At 62.7% G+C, this 20,693-nt stretch carries 17 protein-coding genes and 2 pseudogenes; 9 read left to right on the forward strand and 10 right to left on the reverse strand.

Features of this window, described 5'->3' with window-relative positions; all coding sequences use genetic code 11:
- Window positions 1–183 precede the first annotated feature (183 nt).
- The 6 genes and pseudogenes from IVB18_RS45730 (at window position 184) to IVB18_RS45755 (ending at window position 4,901) form a co-directional block, all read left to right on the forward strand.
- Window positions 184–1,194 (forward strand): aldo/keto reductase, encoded by a 1,011-nt coding sequence (locus tag IVB18_RS45730; RefSeq protein ID WP_247986609.1) that lies wholly within the window; start codon window positions 184–186, stop codon window positions 1,192–1,194.
- 14 nt (window positions 1,195–1,208) lie between these two features.
- Window positions 1,209–2,522 carry a tetratricopeptide repeat protein gene (locus IVB18_RS45735; protein ID WP_247986610.1) on the forward strand — a complete coding sequence of 438 codons (1,314 nt, stop codon included), beginning with the start codon at window positions 1,209–1,211 and terminating at the stop codon, window positions 2,520–2,522.
- Between the two features lie 203 nt (window positions 2,523–2,725).
- A complete protein-coding gene (locus tag IVB18_RS45740) occupies window positions 2,726–3,307 on the forward strand; it encodes a hypothetical protein (protein ID WP_247986611.1) in 582 nt (193 codons plus the stop codon).
- 36 nt (window positions 3,308–3,343) lie between these two features.
- Window positions 3,344–3,691 (forward strand): DUF3088 domain-containing protein, encoded by a 348-nt coding sequence (locus tag IVB18_RS45745; protein WP_247986612.1) that lies wholly within the window; start codon window positions 3,344–3,346, stop codon window positions 3,689–3,691.
- A 209-nt stretch (window positions 3,692–3,900) separates the two neighbouring features.
- Window positions 3,901–4,475 (forward strand): annotated as a pseudogene (locus IVB18_RS45750) (cysteine hydrolase family protein).
- Window positions 4,476–4,583: 108 nt separating this feature from the next.
- The gene (locus IVB18_RS45755) at window positions 4,584–4,901 is read left to right on the forward strand and encodes a hypothetical protein (RefSeq protein WP_247986613.1); all 318 of its coding nucleotides are present in this window, start codon (window positions 4,584–4,586) and stop codon (window positions 4,899–4,901) included.
- Window positions 4,902–4,950: 49 nt separating this feature from the next.
- Here IVB18_RS45755 and IVB18_RS45760 read toward each other — a convergent pair whose 3' ends face one another.
- From IVB18_RS45760 to IVB18_RS45770, 3 genes are read right to left on the reverse strand one after another with little or no spacing between them, the layout of a single operon-like run.
- The gene (locus IVB18_RS45760; RefSeq protein ID WP_247986614.1) at window positions 4,951–6,222 is read right to left on the reverse strand and encodes an NAD(P)/FAD-dependent oxidoreductase; all 1,272 of its coding nucleotides are present in this window, start codon (window positions 6,220–6,222) and stop codon (window positions 4,951–4,953) included.
- Between the two features lie 9 nt (window positions 6,223–6,231).
- Window positions 6,232–6,951 (reverse strand): RibD family protein, encoded by a 720-nt coding sequence (locus IVB18_RS45765; RefSeq protein ID WP_247986615.1) that lies wholly within the window; start codon window positions 6,949–6,951, stop codon window positions 6,232–6,234.
- Window positions 6,952–6,974: 23 nt separating this feature from the next.
- Window positions 6,975–7,649 carry a heme-binding beta-barrel domain-containing protein gene (locus tag IVB18_RS45770; protein WP_247986616.1) on the reverse strand — a complete coding sequence of 225 codons (675 nt, stop codon included), beginning with the start codon at window positions 7,647–7,649 and terminating at the stop codon, window positions 6,975–6,977.
- Between the two features lie 265 nt (window positions 7,650–7,914).
- Here IVB18_RS45770 and IVB18_RS45775 point away from each other — a divergent pair, with 265 nt between their 5' ends.
- Together IVB18_RS45775 and IVB18_RS45780 are read left to right on the forward strand one after the other, a co-directional pair.
- Window positions 7,915–8,139 carry a hypothetical protein gene (locus tag IVB18_RS45775; RefSeq protein ID WP_247986617.1) on the forward strand — a complete coding sequence of 75 codons (225 nt, stop codon included), beginning with the start codon at window positions 7,915–7,917 and terminating at the stop codon, window positions 8,137–8,139.
- Window positions 8,140–8,650: 511 nt separating this feature from the next.
- Window positions 8,651–9,793, forward strand: coding sequence for a helix-turn-helix transcriptional regulator (locus IVB18_RS45780; RefSeq protein WP_247986618.1), 1,143 nt, complete (start codon window positions 8,651–8,653; stop codon window positions 9,791–9,793).
- A 116-nt stretch (window positions 9,794–9,909) separates the two neighbouring features.
- Here IVB18_RS45780 and IVB18_RS45785 read toward each other — a convergent pair whose 3' ends face one another.
- From IVB18_RS45785 to IVB18_RS45800, 4 genes are all read right to left on the reverse strand, one after another.
- Entirely contained in the window at window positions 9,910–12,549 is a 2,640-nt protein-coding gene (locus IVB18_RS45785) for an EAL domain-containing protein (RefSeq protein ID WP_247986619.1), read from the reverse strand.
- Between the two features lie 452 nt (window positions 12,550–13,001).
- Complete coding sequence (locus IVB18_RS45790; RefSeq protein ID WP_247986620.1) at window positions 13,002–15,515, reverse strand: EAL domain-containing protein; 2,514 nt, start codon at window positions 15,513–15,515, stop codon at window positions 13,002–13,004.
- A gap of 7 nt (window positions 15,516–15,522) precedes the next feature.
- Window positions 15,523–16,371 (reverse strand): phosphate ABC transporter substrate-binding protein, encoded by an 849-nt coding sequence (locus tag IVB18_RS45795; RefSeq protein ID WP_247986621.1) that lies wholly within the window; start codon window positions 16,369–16,371, stop codon window positions 15,523–15,525.
- A gap of 473 nt (window positions 16,372–16,844) precedes the next feature.
- Window positions 16,845–17,324 carry an Lrp/AsnC family transcriptional regulator gene (locus tag IVB18_RS45800; RefSeq protein WP_247986622.1) on the reverse strand — a complete coding sequence of 160 codons (480 nt, stop codon included), beginning with the start codon at window positions 17,322–17,324 and terminating at the stop codon, window positions 16,845–16,847.
- A 100-nt stretch (window positions 17,325–17,424) separates the two neighbouring features.
- Here IVB18_RS45800 and IVB18_RS45805 point away from each other — a divergent pair, with 100 nt between their 5' ends.
- Window positions 17,425–18,309, forward strand: coding sequence for an EamA family transporter (locus IVB18_RS45805; RefSeq protein WP_247986623.1), 885 nt, complete (start codon window positions 17,425–17,427; stop codon window positions 18,307–18,309).
- Between the two features lie 203 nt (window positions 18,310–18,512).
- Here the strand turns inward: IVB18_RS45805 and IVB18_RS45810 are convergent, their stop codons facing one another.
- The 3 genes and pseudogenes from IVB18_RS45810 to IVB18_RS45820 form a co-directional block, all read right to left on the reverse strand.
- Window positions 18,513–19,292 carry a DUF2182 domain-containing protein gene (locus tag IVB18_RS45810; protein ID WP_247986624.1) on the reverse strand — a complete coding sequence of 260 codons (780 nt, stop codon included), beginning with the start codon at window positions 19,290–19,292 and terminating at the stop codon, window positions 18,513–18,515.
- Window positions 19,293–19,359: 67 nt separating this feature from the next.
- Window positions 19,360–19,992 carry a DUF1326 domain-containing protein gene (locus IVB18_RS45815; protein WP_247986625.1) on the reverse strand — a complete coding sequence of 211 codons (633 nt, stop codon included), beginning with the start codon at window positions 19,990–19,992 and terminating at the stop codon, window positions 19,360–19,362.
- A gap of 367 nt (window positions 19,993–20,359) precedes the next feature.
- A pseudogene (locus tag IVB18_RS45820) lies at window positions 20,360–20,549 on the reverse strand (transposase); the annotation flags it as partial.
- Window positions 20,550–20,693: the final 144 nt, after the last annotated feature.

A 20,693-nucleotide genomic window follows, 5' to 3' on the forward strand; every position in this document is an offset into this window, starting at 1 on the left:
CTGCCAACCACGAGTCTTCGCCAAACACAATCCTGTGGCTATGGGTCCCGGATCTGCGCTCCGCTTCGCTGCGCTTGTCCGGGACGACGAGAGGCGGCGGCATTGCTGGATTGCTTCGCTCCGCTCGCAATGACGGAGTGAGATGGCTATGCTAAGTGCGCACAGCAGCATCAAGGATAGCCCATGCAATATCGCCAGCTCGGCCGTAGCGGCCTGAAGGTGTCGCCGATCTGTCTCGGCACCATGATGTTCGGCGGGCCGACGGATGAGACGGCCTCACAGCGCATCATTACGAAAGCGCACGAAGCCGGCATCAATTTCATCGACACGGCCGATGCCTATTCGAAAGGCGGCTCCGAAGAGGTCGTCGGCCGCGCGATCGGCAACAACCGGCACGCCTGGGTGCTCGCCACAAAACTCGCCAATCCCATGGGCGATGATCCCAATCGCGGCGGGCTGTCGCGGCGGTGGGTGCTGCAGGCGGCTGATGAGAGTCTGACGCGGCTCGGCACCGATCACATCGATATCTACTATCTGCACAAGGAAGACCACGCGACGCCGCTGGAGGAGACGGTGCGCGCGATGGGCGAGCTGATCCGCGCCGGCAAGGTGCGCTATTTCGGCGTCTCGAACTACCGCGCCTGGCGCGTCGCCGAGATCTGCAACATCTGCGACCGGCTCGGCATCGACCGGCCGGTGGCGAGCCAGCCCTATTACAACGCGATGAACCGCATGCCGGAGGTCGAGCATTTTCCGGCCTGCGGCTATTACGGCCTCGGCATCGTGCCCTATAGCCCGCTGGCGCGCGGCGTGCTCACCGGCAAATACCGGCCCGACGCAGCCCCGGACAAGGCAACGCGCGCAGGCCGCAACGACACCCGCATGATGCAGACGGAATGGCGGCCGGAATCGCTCAAGCTCGCGCAGGAGATCAAGAACCACGCCGAGAAAAAGGGCATCACCGCCGGCCAGCTCGCGGTTGCCTGGGTGCTCAACTCCGCCTTCGTCTCTTCCGTCATCGCCGGTCCCCGCACCGAGGAGCAGTGGGACGACTACATCCGCGCGCTCGACTACCACTTCACCGCCGAGGACGAAGCGCTGATCGATGCCTTGGTGACGCCGGGTCATCCCTCGACACCGGGCTACAACGACCCGGCCTATCCGATCGAGGGACGCCGCGCGCGGACGGCATGAGAGCGGAGACAACGATGGCGTTTGAAGATCGCTACGGGCTGCCGGTCTCCACCTCTTCGCACGAAGCGGCAAGCGCCTACCGCGAGGGCGTCGACCTCATGCTCGCGGGCTGGACCGGCACGGCGGAGACGCTGGAGCGCGCGATCGCAGCCGACTCCGACTTTGCGCTTCCCCATATCGCGCGGGCGCGGCTGCATGCTTTCTACCAACAGGGTGATCTCGCGCGAGCCAAGGCGACGGTGGCGCGCGAGCTCGTCAGCAAACGCGGCACCGAGCGCGAGCGCTCGCATGTCGCGACACTGGCGCTCGCGGTCGAGGGACGCCTGCCCGAGGCGCTGACGGCGGCGCTGAAACACATCGACGCGTGGCCGCGCGATGCCGTGGTGCTGTCGCTGCCGCTCGGCGCGTTTGGTCTGTTCGCCTTCTCCGGCATGGCCGATCACGACCGTGCGCGGCATGAGCTGTGCGAGCGCGTCGCGCACCACTATGGCGAGGACTGGTGGTTCTTGACGCTTTACGGCTGGGCCATGACCGAGAACGGCAATGTCGCGCGCGGCCGCACCGTCACCGAGCACGGCTTCGCGTTGCGGCGCGCGAACGCTCACGCCGCGCACGCGGTGCTGCATGCGATGTTCGAGGACGGCTCGATCGACGAGGCCGACCGTCTCGTCGACGACTGGATTCCTTCCTACGACCGTTCCGGAATTCTGCACGGCCATATCCTCTGGCACCAGGCGCTCGGCGCGCTGGAGCACGGCGATGCGGCGCGCGCACTTGCGATCTATGCGGACGTGCTCCAGCCCTCTGCCACACAGGCGCCGCCGCTCAACGTCATCACCGACGGCGCCTCGCTGCTCTGGCGCCTGTCCGCCTACGGTCACGCCGTGCCGAAGCCGCTCTGGATCGAGGCCGACACGGTCGCGCAAAAACTGTTTCCGAAATCGAGCCTGCCCTTCGCCGACGTCCACATGGCGCTGTTCGCCGCGGCGACGCAAAATCGCGACGCGCTTGCCGCGCGCCTCGCCGCGATCGAGCAGCGGCTCGCCGACGGCAAGCTGCCGGCCGGCCCCGTGGTGCCGGCGATCTGCCGCGCGCTGACAGCCTTTGCGGACGAAGATTATGCGGCTTGCGCGCAAACGCTCGCGCCTGTCCTCAGCCAGGTCGTGCGCATCGGCGGCAGCCATGCCCAGCGCGAGCTGATCGAGGACACCTTTATCGTCGCCCTCATGCGCAGCGGCGAGCTGCCGCGCGCCCGCGCCCTGCTCGACGCCCGCCTGCACCGCCGCCCCTCGCTTCGCGATACGCGTTGGCAGGCGGCGATGGCTTAAGCTCCGCCACGAAAAAAACACCGGCCTGACGGCAAGTGCCTGCCGGGACGGGTCGGGGCGATTTGAACGAATCGCTGATGGGTGGCGCGGTGGTATTCCGGACGGGTTTTGCGGCACAAACGGGATCGCAACCAATTTGCGGTTCGATGATTATTGGGCGGAACTTTGCCGCTTCCAAGGCCCCCCGGCATACGAGCCTGACGATGCGCCTCTGCCGAACAGCGACCCTCATGGGCTTGATCATGGGTTTGGCAAGCCCTTGTTTTGCCGAGTCTTCCGCCCCCATCCCGGTCAACAATCCGCCCGCGCAGCAGAACGCCTTGATCGACCTGCTGGCGCTGATGTCCGGCCATTGCAAGACGCTGAAGGTCGCCGGGCGCACCTTTCCCTGCAGGACGGTGGCCTACGCCCATGGCGACAAGGGCCGGGTCAATTTTACGGTCGCCGTCGACGATCCTGCCGACGACAACCATGTCGTGTCGTTCTCCGGCGAGAACGGCAAGCGGGCCGACGACAATTCCTACGAGCTGCGGATCGACCGCATGCTGCTCAACTCCAAGGACCGGCCGAAGATCGACGGCCTGCCGGTGCCGGCCGAGCAGACCTCGACCGGCATCTGCCGCCAGACCGGCAATTTCGCCGCCAAGCAGGTCTCCGACGTCACCTGCTCGGCGACCGACAGCGAGGGCCGCAGATACGAGCTGCTGTTCGTCTCCGACGGCAAGCCGGTGAGCGTGCGCCGCATCCGGCAATCGGCGCCGTCGATCCAGGATCCGTTCAAGTAGCAGCGCTTTTCTCCGCGTCGAGATTCGGAGCCACCCATGACGCGTGACCGACTGTTTCTGCTGCGCCCCGATTTCGAAGACCCAGCCTTTCCAGGCCGGCGCTTCTATTGCTGGCATTGCGCGCTGATCGACGGCGTGCTCGCCTCGTTTCCGGCGCTGGCCGACAGGCTCGATGTCGAGCGCATCGCATGGAAGCGGCCGAGGCAGGCCGTGATCGCGCTGCTCGGCGAGGAGAACCAGTCGCTGCCGCTCCTGGTGTTGGCGGACGGGACAACATCGCCGCACCAGACCGGCAGCTATCAAGGCCGTGCGTTCATCGCTGACAAGGACGCAATCCTCGCCGCGCTGTCCGAGCGCCACGGCTTTCCCGATCCGCATCCGTAGGAGTGAAGGCGCCGTAGCCCGGATGGAGCGCAGCGAAATCCGGGAAGTCCCCAAGCTTGATGCCGCGGTCCCGGATTACGCTTCGCTCCATCCGGGCTACGGGGCTCGAAATGGCCCTCTCCCGTCTCGAAACGAGGGAAATTCGGCGTTGCCTGCATCAGCCGGGACCTCGCATACTCACTTCAAGACAACTCCGGAAGCCGCCGTCCATGACCCAATCTCTCCCCGCCCTGATCGTCGTCGACGTCCAGCGCGCGTTCGACGAATGGGAGGCGGCAGGGAAGCGGCGCAACAATCTGGACGCGGTGGCGCGCATCGTTGATCTCTTGAAGGCATTCCGGGGAAGCGGCGCACCGATCTTCCACATCCGCCATGAGGGGACGAAGCCGAGCTCGTCATTTCTGCCGACGAGCTCCGGCTACGCGGTCAAGACGAGGCGCGCGAAGCGGCCGGCGAGCCCGTGATCGTGAAGCGCGTCAACAGCGCCTTCATCGGCACCGACCTGGAGGACCAGCTGCGCGCAGCCGGCATCGGCACGCTCGTCATCTGCGGCGCCACCACCAATCATTGCGTCGAGACGACGACGCGAATGGCCGGCAATCTCGGCTTTGACGCAGGGCTCGTGCGCGACGCGACATGGACGTTCGATCGGGTCGGCCCCGATGGCGATGCGCATTCGGCCGAGGCGATCCACGCCATGACGCTGTCGAATCTCAGCGGCGAGTTCGCCCGCATCGTCACCACCGACGATGTGATCGCCTCGCTCGCAGCGCTGCGACAATAAATCTCAGCGCACTCATCATTCACGTCTGCGTCGTTTCGACGCCTGCCCTCGCCGGAACGCGCCGGACACCCATGTGTTGTCACACGACATCTCAACTGGAGTGATGACATGAAGTATCTCTTTGTCGCGATGGCTGTCGGTGCTGCGGCGCTGGCCGGCGGTTCCGCGGCGCACGCGGCTAACGGCGGAAAGGCGAATCCGAATGCGCAAGCCGGTCAATCGACCGACATCAGCGCGCAGCACAGGCATCACGGCTGGCACGGACACCGCCATCATCACTGGCGCCATCACGGCTACTACCGGCCGCACTACCGGAGCTACGGCTATTATCCGCGGCACCATGGCTATTATGGCGGCGGACCGTACGGATATTACGGCGGCGGCGGCCCCGGCGTGACGTTCAGCTTCGGCTCCGGCCGCTGGTAAAACGGCCGCTGGTAAAAACGACAGGCCCGCAGCGATGCGGGCCTTTTTCTCATCCGCGCAGGATGATGCCCGCCGTCTCCAGACCGCTCGCCAGCGCCGCCTCGACCGTGCCCATGTCGGCGCCGCGATAGAGCGCTTCGCCGGAGAACAGCACCGGGCCGTCGGCGCGCGCGAGGATACCTTGCGCCTCGCGCGTCTGCGGCGTCGCCCAGGAATAGGCGCCGCGGGCGAAGGGATCATGCGCCCAGTTGGTCGCCGCTGACGCCACGACATCGCGCGCAATGTCCTCGCGTGACAGGCCGAACACGGTCGCGAGTGAATCGAGACCGGCGTCGACGAGCGCCTGCGGATCGAGCGTCGACAGCTCCGCCGTCCGCGGTCCACCGAACCAGCCGGTGAGCACGGGATGCTCGGAGGGACGTTGCGTCCACCACACCGGGATCGTCTCATCCGACAGCAGGAAGGTCATGTCCGCGAGATAGCCCCTCCGGTCGCGCCACCAGGGCCGTTGGAAACGCAGCAGGATCTTGATGACATTGCCGAAGCCGATGTTATCCGCGGCGGCCGCCTTCTCGCGCGCACCTCGCGGAAGTGCGATCTCGCGCAGCAGCGGCAACGGCACGGTGAGGATCACGCGATCGCATCCATGCACATCGCCACCGGCGCAGCGAACGGCGATTGCGCCACCGGCCTCCTCGATCGCCGACACCACGCAACCGAAGCGAATCGCAACGCCATGCCTGCGGCACTCCGCCGCCAGAAATTCGATCAGCGCGCCGTAGCCGCCGACAACGCGCCCCTGCGTGGCGTGTCCGCCGTCCATCCACTCCTCGCGCAGCGCTAGCGTAGAGGCGCGCTCAGGGTCGGCCGCGTCGTATCCCTCGACCATCCGTTCGATGGAGCGGCGCATCCGCGCATATTCGCCGCCGGCAAAATGGCGGCGCAGGAATTCGGCGACGGGAATGTCGTCCTTGAGAGCGTTCAACGCGGCGTGCAGCTCGGCCTCATGCGGATCATCGCGGTCCTCGCGCGAGAGTCTTGTGCCGTCAAAGCTCCACTGCGTGCCCTCGATGTCCTGAAGGGAGAGGTTCGCTTCGCGCACGAGGCCGCGCGTGACCGGCGCCTCGCCATGGACGAACTCGGCCCCACCGTCGGCAGCGTAGCCGAACTGCGACGCGGGCAATGGATGGATGCGCCCGCCGCAGCGCTCGCGCGCCTCCAGGATCGTTACTCTTCTCCCCGCACGCGCAAGCTCGCGCGCCGCCATCAGGCCCGCCGCGCCCGCACCGACGATGACGATGTGCTCTGGCTTGTCCGACATGTCGGCGCTTTACTGGCCCGCCGCGTCGTTCTCGAGCAGATAGCGCAGCAGCAGCACGCCGCCGCCCAGCGGCCGCGTGCTCTCCAGCGTCATCGCGGTGAGGGGCGCGCGCCGGTCGCTGTCGGCTTCCGTCGAATCGAACACGAAGGCTGCGCCGCTCGCGCCATCCACCGCGGGACTGAGGATCAGATTGAATTCGTCGATGAGACCGGCGCGCAGGAACGCGCCATTGGCGACGCCGCCGCCCTCTACCAGCAAGCGCTTCACGCCGAGCTCGCGATTGAGGATGTCCAGCGTCAGCGCCAGGTCGATCTCGGCCTTGCCCGCAAAGATGTAGGACACGCCCTCGCCGCGCAGCCCGGCGAGATGCGAATCCGGCACGCTCTCGGTCAGCACCACGACGATCGGATCGCCACCGATATCCGAACGGCCCCAGCCGATCTTGCCGTGCGCGTCGAGCACGACGCCATAGGTCTTGACATCAGGGGTTTTGGCATCGCGCCGCGCGAACCAGTTTTCGCGCGGAAATGTCTCGGTCGTCGTCGTGGGATAGGGCTTACCCTTCGCGAACTCCGAGCCGGTGACGCGGCCGATCACCCAGGCGTCGCCGCCGAGTTCGTCATGGATCCGCTCGAACCAGTCCGCGCCCGTGCCCTTCGGACGCCAACGGCTGGGATGCGTGCGGCCATCGACGCTCGAGGCCATCAGGCAGATGACGTAGGGTTTCATGCAATTCTCCGTACCTGCGCTTCTCAAGCCGCCGGCCCATCGCCCTTCTCATTGTCCTTGGCGCGATCGTTCACGATCACCGCGAGCGGATTGAGTTTTGGCGGCGCGACCAGCTTGAGCGTGTTGGTGTCGCGATGATTGAAGGGCGCGCCTTGCACAAAGAGCTCGGTCTGGATCAGATAGGTCCAGCTTCCATCATCGTTGAAGGTGATGTCGCAGCGGTAACTGTCGGTGCGGAAGGCTTGTTCCAGAAAATCGGTCGAGCAGATTCCGTAAGTCGTATCGCCGCGCTTCGCGGTGACGGAAATTGTCCTATCATCCGGCTTGGCCTTGCCCGACGCCAGCAGCACCTGCCCGCGCGGTATCGCCAGCGTCTGCATGATCAGCCCGGTCGCGGGCTCCCACAGCCAGTAGCCGACTTGGTCGTGGAAGGTGATGTCTTCCTCGGGCGTGTTGATGTGGATGTGATAGCGCAGCCCATAAAGCAGCTGCGGCCCGTTGGCCTGCGGATCGATCGGATCCATCCGGATATGCTCGATGAACACCCGCCGCTCCGGCCCCTCCGCCTTCGGATTGATGTCGATGCCCTTGTCGGCCTGCCAGACGCCGGCGAGGCGGCGGAGCGGGCCGAGATTGGCAAGGCCGTCGGGCGAGACGTCGTCGGGTTCGGTGAAGATGTCGGCGGGAACGGGGAGCATGGGGGACCTCGTGGGGATTGCGGAGGCCAGCCATATCACGAAGACCACGTAGCCCGCATGAGCGAAGCGACATGCGGGATGGGCGTTAACCGCAAAACCCCAATGTCGCCTCGCAAATCCGGCCTGCCCTACCGAGGCCCCCTCAACTCCAGCCGCGACCCCCTACTTCAACGCCAGGCTGCTGCAATACCAAGAGGTTTCGCCGGATCTCCAACCGGTGATCCGTCCGGCCTCCTTGCACTCGTCATAGGTCTTGAAGTTGCCTGTGTTTCGGCAGGTCGACGAATACACGCCACCGGAAATGGAACATCCGTGCCAGGGGTCGTTGCCTGATTTGAAGCTCGACTGGCAACCACCGACACAACTGCCCGTGTTGCTCGCGATCCTGGCAAGCTGCGCGGCTTCCGACATCGGCGACGCCGTTGCAGCGGTTGGCGCCGTCCGGGAGGACATGGTGCTGCGGCTCACCGCGCGCTGCGTCGGCTTGTGAGACCTCGCCATTTGCTTCGGCGCTTCGACCACGACGCCGGGAAGCGAGGTGGCGGCGCCGCCAGAAGGTGTCGGTTGCGACATTGCCGTACCGCTCAGGCCACAGAGCAGCAGTGCCACCGACGAGACGGCGACTGCGGAGCGCGCAAGGAAGAGAGACGGAGCCTCATAGCCATGTCCTCCGAAGTGCGGGGGACAGCCAATTCCGTCCCGAAACGGGAGGATAACACGTCTCGGTGCGAGCTGCACCACGGCCGCTTACAACCGGATTGCGGCCACCGGATATCGACCAGGCTTGCAGCAGCAAAGGCGCGAACGTCCCACCATCCGCGAAAATCATCGCAGCCGCCCAAGAGGTTGCCCAAGAGTTCGTGTTCAGCATGCCTTTTGCGTCGGTAAATTGAAGTGATAAGACCTTGGCTGGCAGGCTGTGACATCCGCCATCGGCGGATGACGCTGCTCCCAAAGCGACTTTCAAGTGAAGCGAGTGACTTCCAAGCGAGCAATCCAGGATGCAGCAGGCTTCGGTCGAAAAGTTCTCAGACCTCATCGGCGCCATCTATGACTGTGTGATCACGCCTGAACGATGGACCGGGGTGCTGGATGAGATTTGCGCCGAGTTCGGCTTTGCCACCGGCGCGCTCTCGGTCGCCAGCCTCACGAACATGAGGGCCGGAGTCAACGCGGTCTCCGGGAGCGACTTGGCCCAGATGGCTCACAACGGAATCGCGTATGGAGCTGACATCATCGAACTCTGGGGCGGCGTCGAGCGGATTCAGCAATACCCGCTCGGAGAACCGATCATTCAATCCCAGGCGGTCCCGCAGGACATCATCTCCAGCAATCGCTATCACCGCGAGTGGGCCCTGCCCAAGGGCTTGTTCGACGCCGTTGCCGTCGGCCTTGTTCGCGACAGGATGATGGTTGGAAATGCGATATTCAGTCAGCATCAGTCGGCCGGCCCCATTGGCGATGCGCAGGTCGGCGGATTGCGCCTTCTGGCCCCTCACATCCGCCGCGCCGTGACGATCAGCAATCTGTTCGACATGAAGACGGTGGAAGCCACGACATTCGCCGCGACAGTGGAGGCCCTGACGGTCGGAGTCGTCCTAACGGACGAGGATTCGAAGATCGTTCGCACCAACGCCACGGCCACAGCCATGCTCGCAGCGGGTGATCCAATTGTGGTTCGACAGGGTCGGATCGCCGTTCAATCCACGACGACCACCAGCACATTGCAATCGGCCGTCGCACAGGCAACGAAGGACGAGGCGCGGCTCGGCCAGAAAGGCATTGGCATCCCGCTCCCTCGCCCCGGCGGTGCCCCCCTTGTCATCCACGTTCTGCCGTTACGACGGAGCCACATGCGATCCGGTCTGAACCAGCGGGCCGCCGCCGCTTTGTTCGTGGCGTCAGCCTCCGGGCCGCCGCGAATACCTCACGATGCTCTCAACCAGCTCTATGATCTGACGCCGGCCGAGATTCGCATCTTCGAGCTCATTTGCGAAGGCGAGACGCGAGCCGACATCTCGGCTTTGCTCGGCATTTCCCTCAGCACCGTAAAAAGCCACCTGTTTCACGTCTTCGAAAAGACAGGATGCCGCCGCCAGGTCGATCTTGTCAGGCTCGCAAGGTCGCTCACTTTCCCGGTGTAGGTCGCGGACTACGGCGACTGAGCACTTGTGGACCGAGCTTAGCTCCTCCTCACGAGCCGAGCTCGGTCCTGTCCGCGGGTCCATCCGGCACGCTTCTTCGCTACCTCCCGCGCATTTTACGCCGCGCTCTGGCGTCTTCGCCGCGGGACGGGGCTTTGCCATGACAGGTCGGCCAGGGGCACGGGCTTGCTAAAGAAGAAGCCCTGGCCAAGCGGAATTCCGAGCGAATGGACCCGTCCGACCTGTTCAGAGGTCTCGACGCCTTCGGCGACGATCGAGAGCTTCAGCGCCTTCGCAAGCTGCACGATGGATTTCAGCACGGCGACGGTCTCGCAGCGATCAATCCTGTCGATGAAGGACTTGTCGATCTTGACCTTGTTGAACGGGAAGGCCGTCAGATACGATAATGACGAGTAACCGACGCCGAAATCGTCAAGGGCAATGGAGACGCCGAGCGCCTTGAGACGCTGGAGGGTCTTGAGGTTTTCCTGGGTGTCGGCGAGAAACACGCTCTCGGTAATCTCGAGCTCAAGCCGGGCTTCCGGAAGTCCGCTCTGCGCCAACGTGAACGTCACGGTATCGACAAGGTTCGTGCCGGCAAACTGCAGGGCGGAGAGATTGACCGCGACCTTGACATCGCTCGGCATGGTCATCGCATCGCGACACGCTTTGGCGAGCACCTGATTGCCGAGCTCGACGATCAGCCCGCCTGCCTCCGCAACCGGAATGAACTCGGCGGGAGGAATGAAGCCTCTGGTGCCGTGGTGCCAGCGCGCCAGAGCCTCGACCGATTTCACACGGCCGGTGCCGAGCTCGATCACGGGCTGATAGAACACCTCGATCTCCTCGCGCCAGATCGCCTCACGAAGCTCGATCTCGAGCACGTTGCGCTGATCCGCTTCAGCCTTGAGTTCCGCCGAATAGATATGGAAGCAGCTTCGGCCGGCGTCCTTCGACTTGTAGAGTGCAAGATCGGCGTTGCGAAGGATCTCATCGACCCGCGTGCCATGCTCAGGCACCAGGGCGAGACCGATGCTGCAGCCGATCACGACCGGGTGGCCGTCGATGTGGTAGGGATCGGCGATGGCCTGAACCAGCCGCGCGGCGAGCGCCGCAGCCCCCTCGTGCATCGCTGTCCGGCCCGGCGCCACGATCACTGCAAACTCGTCGCCGCCGATCCGCGCCGCAGTATCGACGTCACGAATCTGCGCCGTGATCCGGCCGGCAACCTGCTTCAGCAGCGCGTCGCCGCATTGGTGACCGAGCGCGTCATTGACGGACTTGAACTTGTCGAGATCGAGCAGGAGCACGGCGAACGGCGCTTCCTGCCGGGGAGACCTCGCGAGCGCGCCGTCGATGCGCTCCTTGAACAGATTTCGATTGGCAAGGCCGGTCAGGCTGTCGTAATGCGCGAGTCTCTCGATACGGCCTTCGGACGCCTTGCGTTCGGTGATGTCTTCATGGGTGGCCACCCAGCCGCCGTCCTCGCGCCGCCCGTAGGAGATATAAAGGACCCGCCCGTCCGGAAACTGCACGGTGTTGGAGATGTGCTCCGACTGGACGAGCCGGTTTTTCAGATCGAGAAGGTAAGCCTCGACGTCGAGCACGGCGGTCTGTTTTGCGAACACCTCCCGGAAATCCATGCCGATCCATATCTCCTCCGGTACAAGCCCATAGAGTTCGAGCCATTGTTGATTGAACGCGATCAGACGGTCGCTTCCGTCGAACATGCTTAAGCCCTGGGGAAGATTTCTGAGCGCATCTTCGAACTTGCTGGCAAAACCGCGCAGCTCGCGCTGGGCGCGATTGAGCGCCTGTTGGCGCCGCCAGTGGAACATCGTCACGGTCAGGATGATGAAGGTCAGCAGCAGCGCGCCGCCCAGATAGATCTTCTGCCTGAAATCGGAGCGGGAATAGATCTCCTGCTCCGAAATGCCGACGGTGAAGATGAGCGGAAAGGCGCGCGACCGGCGCGCGGTGATCAGCCTGTCGCTCCGGTCTGGGCGGTTTTCGTTCCAATACTGTGCATGGAAGCCGTCCCGCAACTCGCCTTCGACGCGGTTCGTCGGACGAAGCCCCAGCAAGGTGCGCTGGTCCAGGCCCCGCGCGGCGAGCACGACATGGTTCGCATTTCTGAGAACCAGCGTTCCTCCGGCGCCGAGCTTTGCGGTGTCGTAGAACCTGCCGACGACGTCGACACTGATCGAGCCGACGACCACGCCCGCCGGATTCCTGGCGAGGTCGAACAGCTTTCTTGCAAGCTGGATGGTCCATTTGTGCGAGGCCCGCCCCAACACCGGCTTCGCAACGTAGAGGTGGTCGTCGGCCTGCGACATGACGTTGATGAAGTGCTCGCGATCGCCGAGATAGAGCGGCGCACCGGAATAGCCTGTCGTGGTATCGACCATGTAGCCGTCCAGTCCGATCAGGGAGAACTGAACCACGTCGCCGGTCGCGATGCGGGCCTTGTCGGACCAGAATTTCAGGCTGAAGGTCAGTGGATCCTGGGCGTAAAGTGCGCGCACCACCAGCAACGACTGATCCACGCGCTCGAAGATGCGCTCGGTGTTTTCCTCGAACAATTCGGCGACGCTGTCGCCGTGCGACCGCGCCTGCTGGACCGCATCCGCCCGCTCTGACGACGTGATCGCGAAATACCCGATCCAGACCAGGGGCAGGAAGAACAATGCAATCTGCAGCGGGGCATGGCGCAGAATTGTCATCGCGACCTTGCGAACTGGTCTGACGAAAATCACAATGCGTGCTCCCGCATCGGCCGCAGGGGCCGAACAGTGCTGGCCGTCCAGAATGGCATCGCCTCTCTCCGCCTCGGTTCCCGGGGACGGCCACGGCCGCAAGCCGGCCCTGTCGTCATCCCGGGTCGCGAGCCTATCGGCGACAGCCTTAAGTTTCGGTTGGGGGAAAGATCAATTGCTCGGCTTACGGCATCCGTAAGATCACGGAGGCCGGCGGGTTTTGAGCAGTTTGTCGGTACCCGCGTATTTGGAAGCGGTGTTTTTCGCAGCGCCTATCGTTCCGCGGGGCTTCTCACACCGAGCGCACGAGCATTATCGTGCCGGACAGGATGAGGGTCACGCCCGCCGCATAATTCAGCGATCGGCCGAACGGAAGCAGTTTCTCCGGAATTACAGTGACAGTGTCACCGTAATTCCCGAGGCCTTCCCGGCAGCGCGATGCCGGGGTGAAGTTACCGAGTCGGAAAATCAACATTGTCCCATGGCATCGTCGCCGCCGATAGGTATCGATCTTCCCACTCAAGGTAGGCTTTCGACGGCATCGGGCGGGCGACGAGATAACCCTGGATCTCGTCGCAGCTAAGCTGGCGCAGGATTTGTGCCTGCTCGCGCGTTTCAACACCTTCGGCGATCACCTTGAGGTTCAGCGAACGCGCCAGCGCGATGATCGTGGTCACGATGGACAAGCTTGCGGGATCGGTCGATATGTTGATGACGAACGCGCGATCGATCTTGAGAGCATTGACCGGCAGCGTGGCAAGGTAGCTGAGGGACGAATAGCCGGTGCCGAAATCGTCAACTGCGATGCCGATCCCCATCTCGCGGAGCGCTTTGAGCTTGAGGCTGTTGACCGCGACTTGCTCCATGACGAGGCTCTCGGTAATCTCGAAATCCAGGCCGGCCCCGCCTGCGCCGGTTCGTACAACCGCCGCTATGGCCGTGAAGTCGTCCTGCCGGAGCTGAATCTGCGAAACATTGACCGCAATGCGTGAGGGATGGCGCCCGGCGGCACGCCAGCGGGCATAGTCCGCCGCTGCTGTTTCCATTACCCACCGGCCGACATCGATGATCATGCCGGTTTCTTCCAGCACTGGTAAGAAGTCGGACGGTGGTACCATGCCCATGTTCGGGCGATTCCAGCGGATCAGCGCCTCCACTCCTGCGATGCGCCCGCTGTCCAGTTCAATCTTGGGCTGGTAGTGCAACTCGAACTCTTGCCGTTCCAGCGCACGCCGCAGCATGGTGTGCAGGACCAAGCGAGCGCCGATCTGGGCATTCATTTCAACATTGAAGAACTGCACGTTGTCGCGGCCCCGCGCCTTTGCCTGGTACATGGCCGCGTCCGCGTTCTTGATGAGGGTGTGCGCATCCAATCCGTCATTGGGGAAAAGGCACACGCCGATACTACAATTGATCACGAGTTCCTGATCAGCGACCACGATAGGCTGCCTCGTTGCTTTAAACACGCGCTGCAGCACCTCATCCAGATAAGCATAGGGGACGGCGGTCTCCGCCACCCGCCCCACTACGGCGGCCGCGGCATTCTCATCCGCCACATCCGCCAGGACCAGAGCGAATTCATCACCGCCGAGCCGAGCCACGGTATCCGTCTCGCGCACACAGGCGCGCAGGCGCCCCGCCACCGCTTTCAACACCTCGTCGCCCACAGGGTGGCCGAGACCGTTGTTGATCAGCTTGAAATGATCGAGATCGATGATCGCCACCGCGACCATAGTGCCGCTTTGGCGGGCACGCGCCCCGGCGAGCGCGATGCGATCCTGTACCAAGTTGCGGTTGGCAAGCCCGGTCAGGGTGTCGTAGTTGGCTTGATGCTCCAGCTCCTCCTGATAACGCTGGATAGACTCAGTCATATGGTTCAGGCTCTTGGCCAGAGTGCCGAACTCCTGCCGACCCCTCGGGGTGATGCGCGAACTCAAGTCGCCACTAGCGACGCGTTCGGCCAGGAGGAGGAAATCCCCGACCGACTGGGTGACATTCCGTGAAATAAAGAAAGCCACCGCAATACCGAACAATGCGGCCGCCAGGCTGAAGCCGACGATCACACGGACGGTGGTTCGGGCAATGTCCGCCAGCGATTTCCGGGTGGCGATGGCGCTCTCGGTCGTGCGCGCATGAAGCGCCTCCAACAGGGGCTCCACCCGATGTGCCGCCCTGAAATAGGTTGCGGTGCGCGAGTTTATGTCCGCCTTGGTGCGAGAATACTGTTCAAACAACGCCAGGTACTCGTCGGCCAGAGTCCGAAGTCTTTCCGTCGTCGACAACGGGAGAGGGCTTTGAATCACTTCGGCTTTGAACCGACCGACTGCGCTCGCGAGATCCTCGGCATATTGTTCGAGACCGCGCCGCAGGAAATCCTTTTCGTTGCGGCGTATGCTTAGCAGGTCCGTCATAAGCCGGTCAGGCTGGCCATCCTGCAAGACGGCTTCCATCTCGTGCGCTTTGTCGCGCAACCGGCCTTCGAGGCCGGTGTCTGTAAACCCGAGTTGGCCGTATAGTGCGACAACCTCCAGGAACTTGGTCTCGTATTCGCCCACGCTGCGCATCACCTCCTGGGTTATCTCCACCATCGCCGAATCGCGGGCCAATTGGCGAATTTCCTGCACGTCGAAGCGGACTTCGCCCAGGCTGTTGCGGAGCAGCGTCACGTAGCGCGTCCTGGCCTCGTTGTGGCCGAACTCATCCTGGAACAGCAAGAAATCCTTCTCGGCACGGCGCGCCTCGAGCATGGAGGCTTTGCTCCGCAGGGACAGATCGGCAACCTGACTATCCCTATCGAGAAAGTCCTCAACCTTGAGGCCCGCATTCCGTTGGCTTTGCAGCGAAACCATGCCGACAACGAGCGTGAGACCGACGAGGACAGCAAACCCGCCCCAGAGCTTGGCGCGCAAGCTCGGGCGATCCAGCCAATCGAATACCCTGCTGATTTCTTTCGCGCGCGGGTTCATCGGAGGTTCAATCCAAATATGGAATGAAATCAAATTTCTCGATGGCCTCGGTCACTTGAGACGACAGCGAAAAGTTGATGAACTCCTTGACCAACCCTTTGGGCAGATCCTTCGTAACCAGGGCCAGTGGACGAGAAATCGGGTAGTTTCCACTGCGAATGCTACGGCTCGTGGCCGACACCCGACCGACAGGGAGCAGCTTAATCGGTGCGCCAACCCGGGCGCCACGTTCTGCCTCGCCGACCGACATATAGACGATGCCATTTGGATTTTCTGTAATGGCCCGGATGCGCGCCGGATTTGGGTCCACAAGGGCATTGGGTCTAACATCGGCCAGCTGAATTTTGAAGTAATCGAGAAACAGTTCAGTCGAACCGCCCATGGTCGAGGCTGCGAATACGATTATGGGGGCATCGCGGCCGCCAACGTCCTTCCAATTCGCAGTCCTTCCCGTAAAAATATCGCTCACCTGCTGCTTGCTGAGCGCCTGCACGGGATTATCCTTGTGGAGCATAACCGCCACGCCGTCCCGGGCGATGGTGAAGGCAAAAAGATCCGCCTCCGTGTCCGTCAGTGTGCGAGAGACCATGCCAATATCGGCCTTGCTCGCTTGCGCGTCGGCGATGCCGCGTCCTGATCCGCCGCTTTGGACCTCGATCTCAACGCCGGGATGCAATGTGCAGAAGTGTTTGGCTATCTCCGTCATCAGCGGCGCCATAGTGCTGGAGCCGGTGAGCAGGAGTCTTCCCGTCAGATTGGAAGATGGTCGCGTTCGGGAGCTTGTTCCGTCTTCGGCAGCGATCCCAAAAGAAGACGCCACAAGAAATACGGCGGCCGACAGGGTGGCGGCATTCATTTTCCATGACCAGTTCATAGCGCCACCGATGCAATCTAAAACAAAGCTAATCCAGCCAATTTTAGTCTAGTTAAAGTTGCATGAATGTGTTGCCAACTCCTCGATACCGCTGAGCCACTCTTTCCCGAAACTTAAAAAACAATCAAAAAGGGAAGAGATATTTCAGAGCAGTGAGGCTTTCGATGAGGGACGGTAAGGCGCGCGCCGCTGCCCAGATACAGATCGGTTCCGCCTAATCGAGCGTTTCCGCCGTACCATGCGTGAACATTTTAGCACCGGATCGGCGCCCTTCGGGGATTACGGTGGATTACGGTGCCAGTGCACTTAATTCAGCGATTTTGCAGTCGATCAAACTGGCCCATCGGTTCGAGCGTGCAGTGAGTGTGCAGTCACCGTAATTACCCAGGTCCTGGCTGTTCGGGTAATCCACGGCGCGGGTGCGCCCCGGTGGGCGGACGCCAAATACCCGACCTTCAGCGGAATTCGCCACGTTGGATCGGCGGCAAGCGCCGCTTGACCGGGGAAGACTGGATGATCGACGTCTTGGTCATCGCATAGGGGATCACCTGGTCGATCAGCTTCTCCAATTCTTCGACGGATTGGACATGGGCCCGCGCGATAAAGCAGTCTTCGCCGGTAATGCGATCGCACTCCACGATCTCCCGCAGTCCTTGCAGGATCTCCGCGACTTTGGGGAGTTGTCCGGGAATCGGCCTGATGCGCAACCAAGCTGCGATTGGCAGACCCAGGGCCTTCGGATTGATCGTCAGGGTGTAGCTTTCGATCACGCCGGCTTCCTCCAGGCGCTTGATCCGTTCGGACACGCTCGGCGACGACAGGCCGACTGAACGCGCCAGATCGGCGATGCTGATCCGGGCGTCGACGACCAGGGCATCCAGGATGCGGGCATCGGTTGCGTCCAGATCGCCATTTTCATATCGAAGGCGTTTCACGGGAATTACCTTTGATCCGCATAAGATGATGGCAGTTTACTGCTTCGGATGGCATATAGAAAGGCTGCTGAGGCTCTCATACTTAGGCGGGAGGAACCGCATGCCGCGCCCCAGCCTGACGTTCACAAGGATCGCTGATTCCGCCCCACCGCACGCCTGGTTCGGCGTGAGCGCAATATTCCATTATCTGGGTCCATCCTTCGCCGTCCTGTTGTTCCCGGCGGTCGGCGTGCTCGGCGTTGCCTGGATGCGAATAGCGTCCGCTGCGGCGATCTTTGTGCCGTGGACCAAGCCATGGCGGACCATCAGGGAGGCCGACCCGCGAACGCGGTTTTTGCTCATCGGCCTCGGCGCCTGTCTCGCGATCATGAACACGTCGTTCTATCTGGCGCTCGACCGGTTGCCGATGAGCCTGGTTGCGGCGATGGAGTTCGTCGGGACGATCGGCGTTGCGTTGTACGGGCTCCGAACCGCTCGCAATCTCGCGGCGCTCGCGCTCACCGTGCTCGGTGTGTTTCTCCTGATCGACGTGAAATGGTCGACGGATCCGCTCGGCCTGTTCTGGGCGTTTCTCAATGGCGCACTGTTCGTCGGCTACATCGTGCTGGGGCACAAGATATCCGAAGGCGGCGCCAGCGGCGGCGTCGAGCGACTCGGAGCGGCGATGACAATGGCATTCTTCTTCATCATGCCGATCGGGTTCGTCCAGGCCGCAGCTTCCTTCACGATGCCCGTGCTGGTCCTCGCGGGCGTCGCCGTGGGCGCCTGCTCGTCCGTCATACCTTACGTATGCGATCAATTGGCGATGTCCCGCCTGCCGCGGGCGAGTTTCGCCTTGATGCTCGCGCTGCTGCCGGCGACGGCAACCCTAATCGGCGTCATGGTGCTGGCGCAAATCCCCAGCGGGCAAGACATGATCGGCGTGCTGCTCGTCATGTCAGGGGTTGCAATCCACAAGCCGACGGCGGCGGAAACCCCTGTTTAGAAGGTGGCATCCACGGGTTCGTGAGAGTCCCGTTGCCGATCGCCTGCACTATCAATTGCCTGCACCAAGAGCAGCGAACGGCAGCATGGCGATTGCGGTGCAGTGCACGTAATTCAGCGATTTTGCAGTCAATCAAACTGCCCTATCCGTTCGAACGCGCAGTCTAGCGCTGTCACCGCATCAGGAGACGCAAGCGGCACGCTTCACACCGAGCGCACGAGCATTATCGCGCCGGACAGGATCAGGGTCACGCCCGTCGCATAACTCAGCGACCGGCCGAACGGAAGCAGTTTCTCGCAAGCGACATAGAGCGCGATGGCGATGACCCAAACCAGATTCATCACGCCGCTGACGAACAGCAGTGCCATCAAGAACCAGCAGCAGCCAACGCAGTAGCTGCCGTGGCGAAGTCCCATGCGCAGTGCTCCGCTTCTGCCGACCTGCCAGTACCGGCTAAGGAACAGGAGCGGACTTCGACAGGAGCGAAGACAAGCCCCCTTGAGCGGTGTGAACTGATAGAGCCCCGCGGCCAACAGGAGAGTGCCGCCCAGAATCGGGCTCGTACTTGCCATGGCCATCGACAAGAACGCGGTGCGCTCGAGCGCCCACTGCGCCAGGACCGCAACGAGGCTGAACCCCGCCCATGCGAGCAGATAGCCGCCGAGAAAGATCCATGTCTCCATCGCGCCGCCGGACGCGTTCTCCTGCCTCCGCTTGATTGTCGCATACAGGAGGATGACGGGTGCCGCGCTCGGCACCATCATGGCGATCATCATCACCCACCACATCGCGAACAGCAGCGCAGCATAGGGAGGCGACCATGGCATCGGTGCCATGTCCGGCATGTCCGCCATCATCTCGGTATCCATGCCGGCGCCGCTGGCCAGATAAGCCCAGGCCAGCGCGACCACCGCGGCGGTCCCGACCACCACGATCGCGCGGTCGCGCTGAAGCAGGCGTTCAAGCGCCAAGTACCTGCTCATCGTACCCGCTCATCGCCTTTCCCGTGATCAGGATGTCGCCGGTCGATCACTAAGCTTCGGCGCCACATCAGGCGGCGACGCCCTCGGGGGTCTGCACGACGGTCGCAAGCGAGCTGTGCGTCCCCTTGGTCTCGAACCTGATCGCTCCCGTCGAGTGGATATCGGCAGACGCGATCTCGGCAGCTCGGTGCTCGAAACCCTCGGGCACCACGACCTGAATGCGATGAGGAGCACCCGTCACCGGATTCCTGATCGGCTCGACCTCCGTCTCCAGGACTCCCTTGGCGACGAGCTTCGCGACGCGTCCTTCCTTGTCGAAGGAAAATTCGAACGGCGCAAAGACCGGATCGTGAATCGTGGTCACGATCAGGCTGAAGATGTGGAACAGCGTGCCTTCGGCGGAATGCTTTCCGGAGAAGATGTCGAACAACGCCTGGCGCTGTTCCGGCGTTGCGCGCTCATCAACGATCGGCTGCATTTTGCCGTTGCCTTCATGCAGCGCGCCGGGGAAATCGACGGTGACGGCGAAGCACAGGCCATCGAGCCTGGTCCCCTCGAAATGTCCCTTGGTGATCCTCATGCCGACCATTCCCTTGCAATAGCCCTGGGTCGGCCGAGCATTGAAGTCGCAGGGACAGCCAAACGCGCAATTACAATTCTTCATCCATTCGCCTTCGAGACGCCAATCCGAAGCAGCCATGGTACATCTCCCAATGTGAGTAGGGACGAGGCAGCCGCTTGATAATTCGTGTCGACGTCAAGAAAGCGCGAGCGGGATCGAAATCCGATCAGAAGGCCGGCGTCGCAAGGGGGTCCGTTGCCGAACTGCCATTCACTATCCCAATGGCAAAAAGCATATCAGCCGCAGCCTGGCGCGTACAGCTAACACACGCGGGGACGGCGGCCGGATCTGGAGGACGTCCGAAAATCAGAGCAATGATGCGCCATTCCGAATAAAACCACGAACTCGCATGTCATTGAAGTAACTATATAATTTGAGGCGCCGGCGCCTGAACTGCGTGCGCGGGTATCATGATGGCTTGGCTGCAACAGCAGTCCACTCGCGAGAGGCTGTCGGCCAGCAACCGCTTCAGCCGCGTGTTCTCGTGCTCCAGCGTCTTTCAGCCGCTTGGCCTCCGACACCTCCATCCCGCCGAACTTCGCTTTTCATCAGTAGATGCCGGCGTCGCTGACGCCCTCTTGCGGCAGATCGGCGACCGAAACGTCGGCCTCATGGTCTTTCAAAATTCCGATGATCTGCTCTTCCGAAAAGCGGCTACGCTTCGTGCGTGCGGCGCGTCATTAGCGCAATCCGCGTCGTAGCGTCGCATCATCCCGAACATTCCTTGCCAAACCTCTGCGCGAGTCTTTGACTTCTCCCAATAAGAAAGGGGCTGATCC

Source organism: Bradyrhizobium sp. 186 (genome assembly GCF_023101685.1).
Taxonomy (GTDB): Bacteria; Pseudomonadota; Alphaproteobacteria; order Rhizobiales; family Xanthobacteraceae; genus Bradyrhizobium.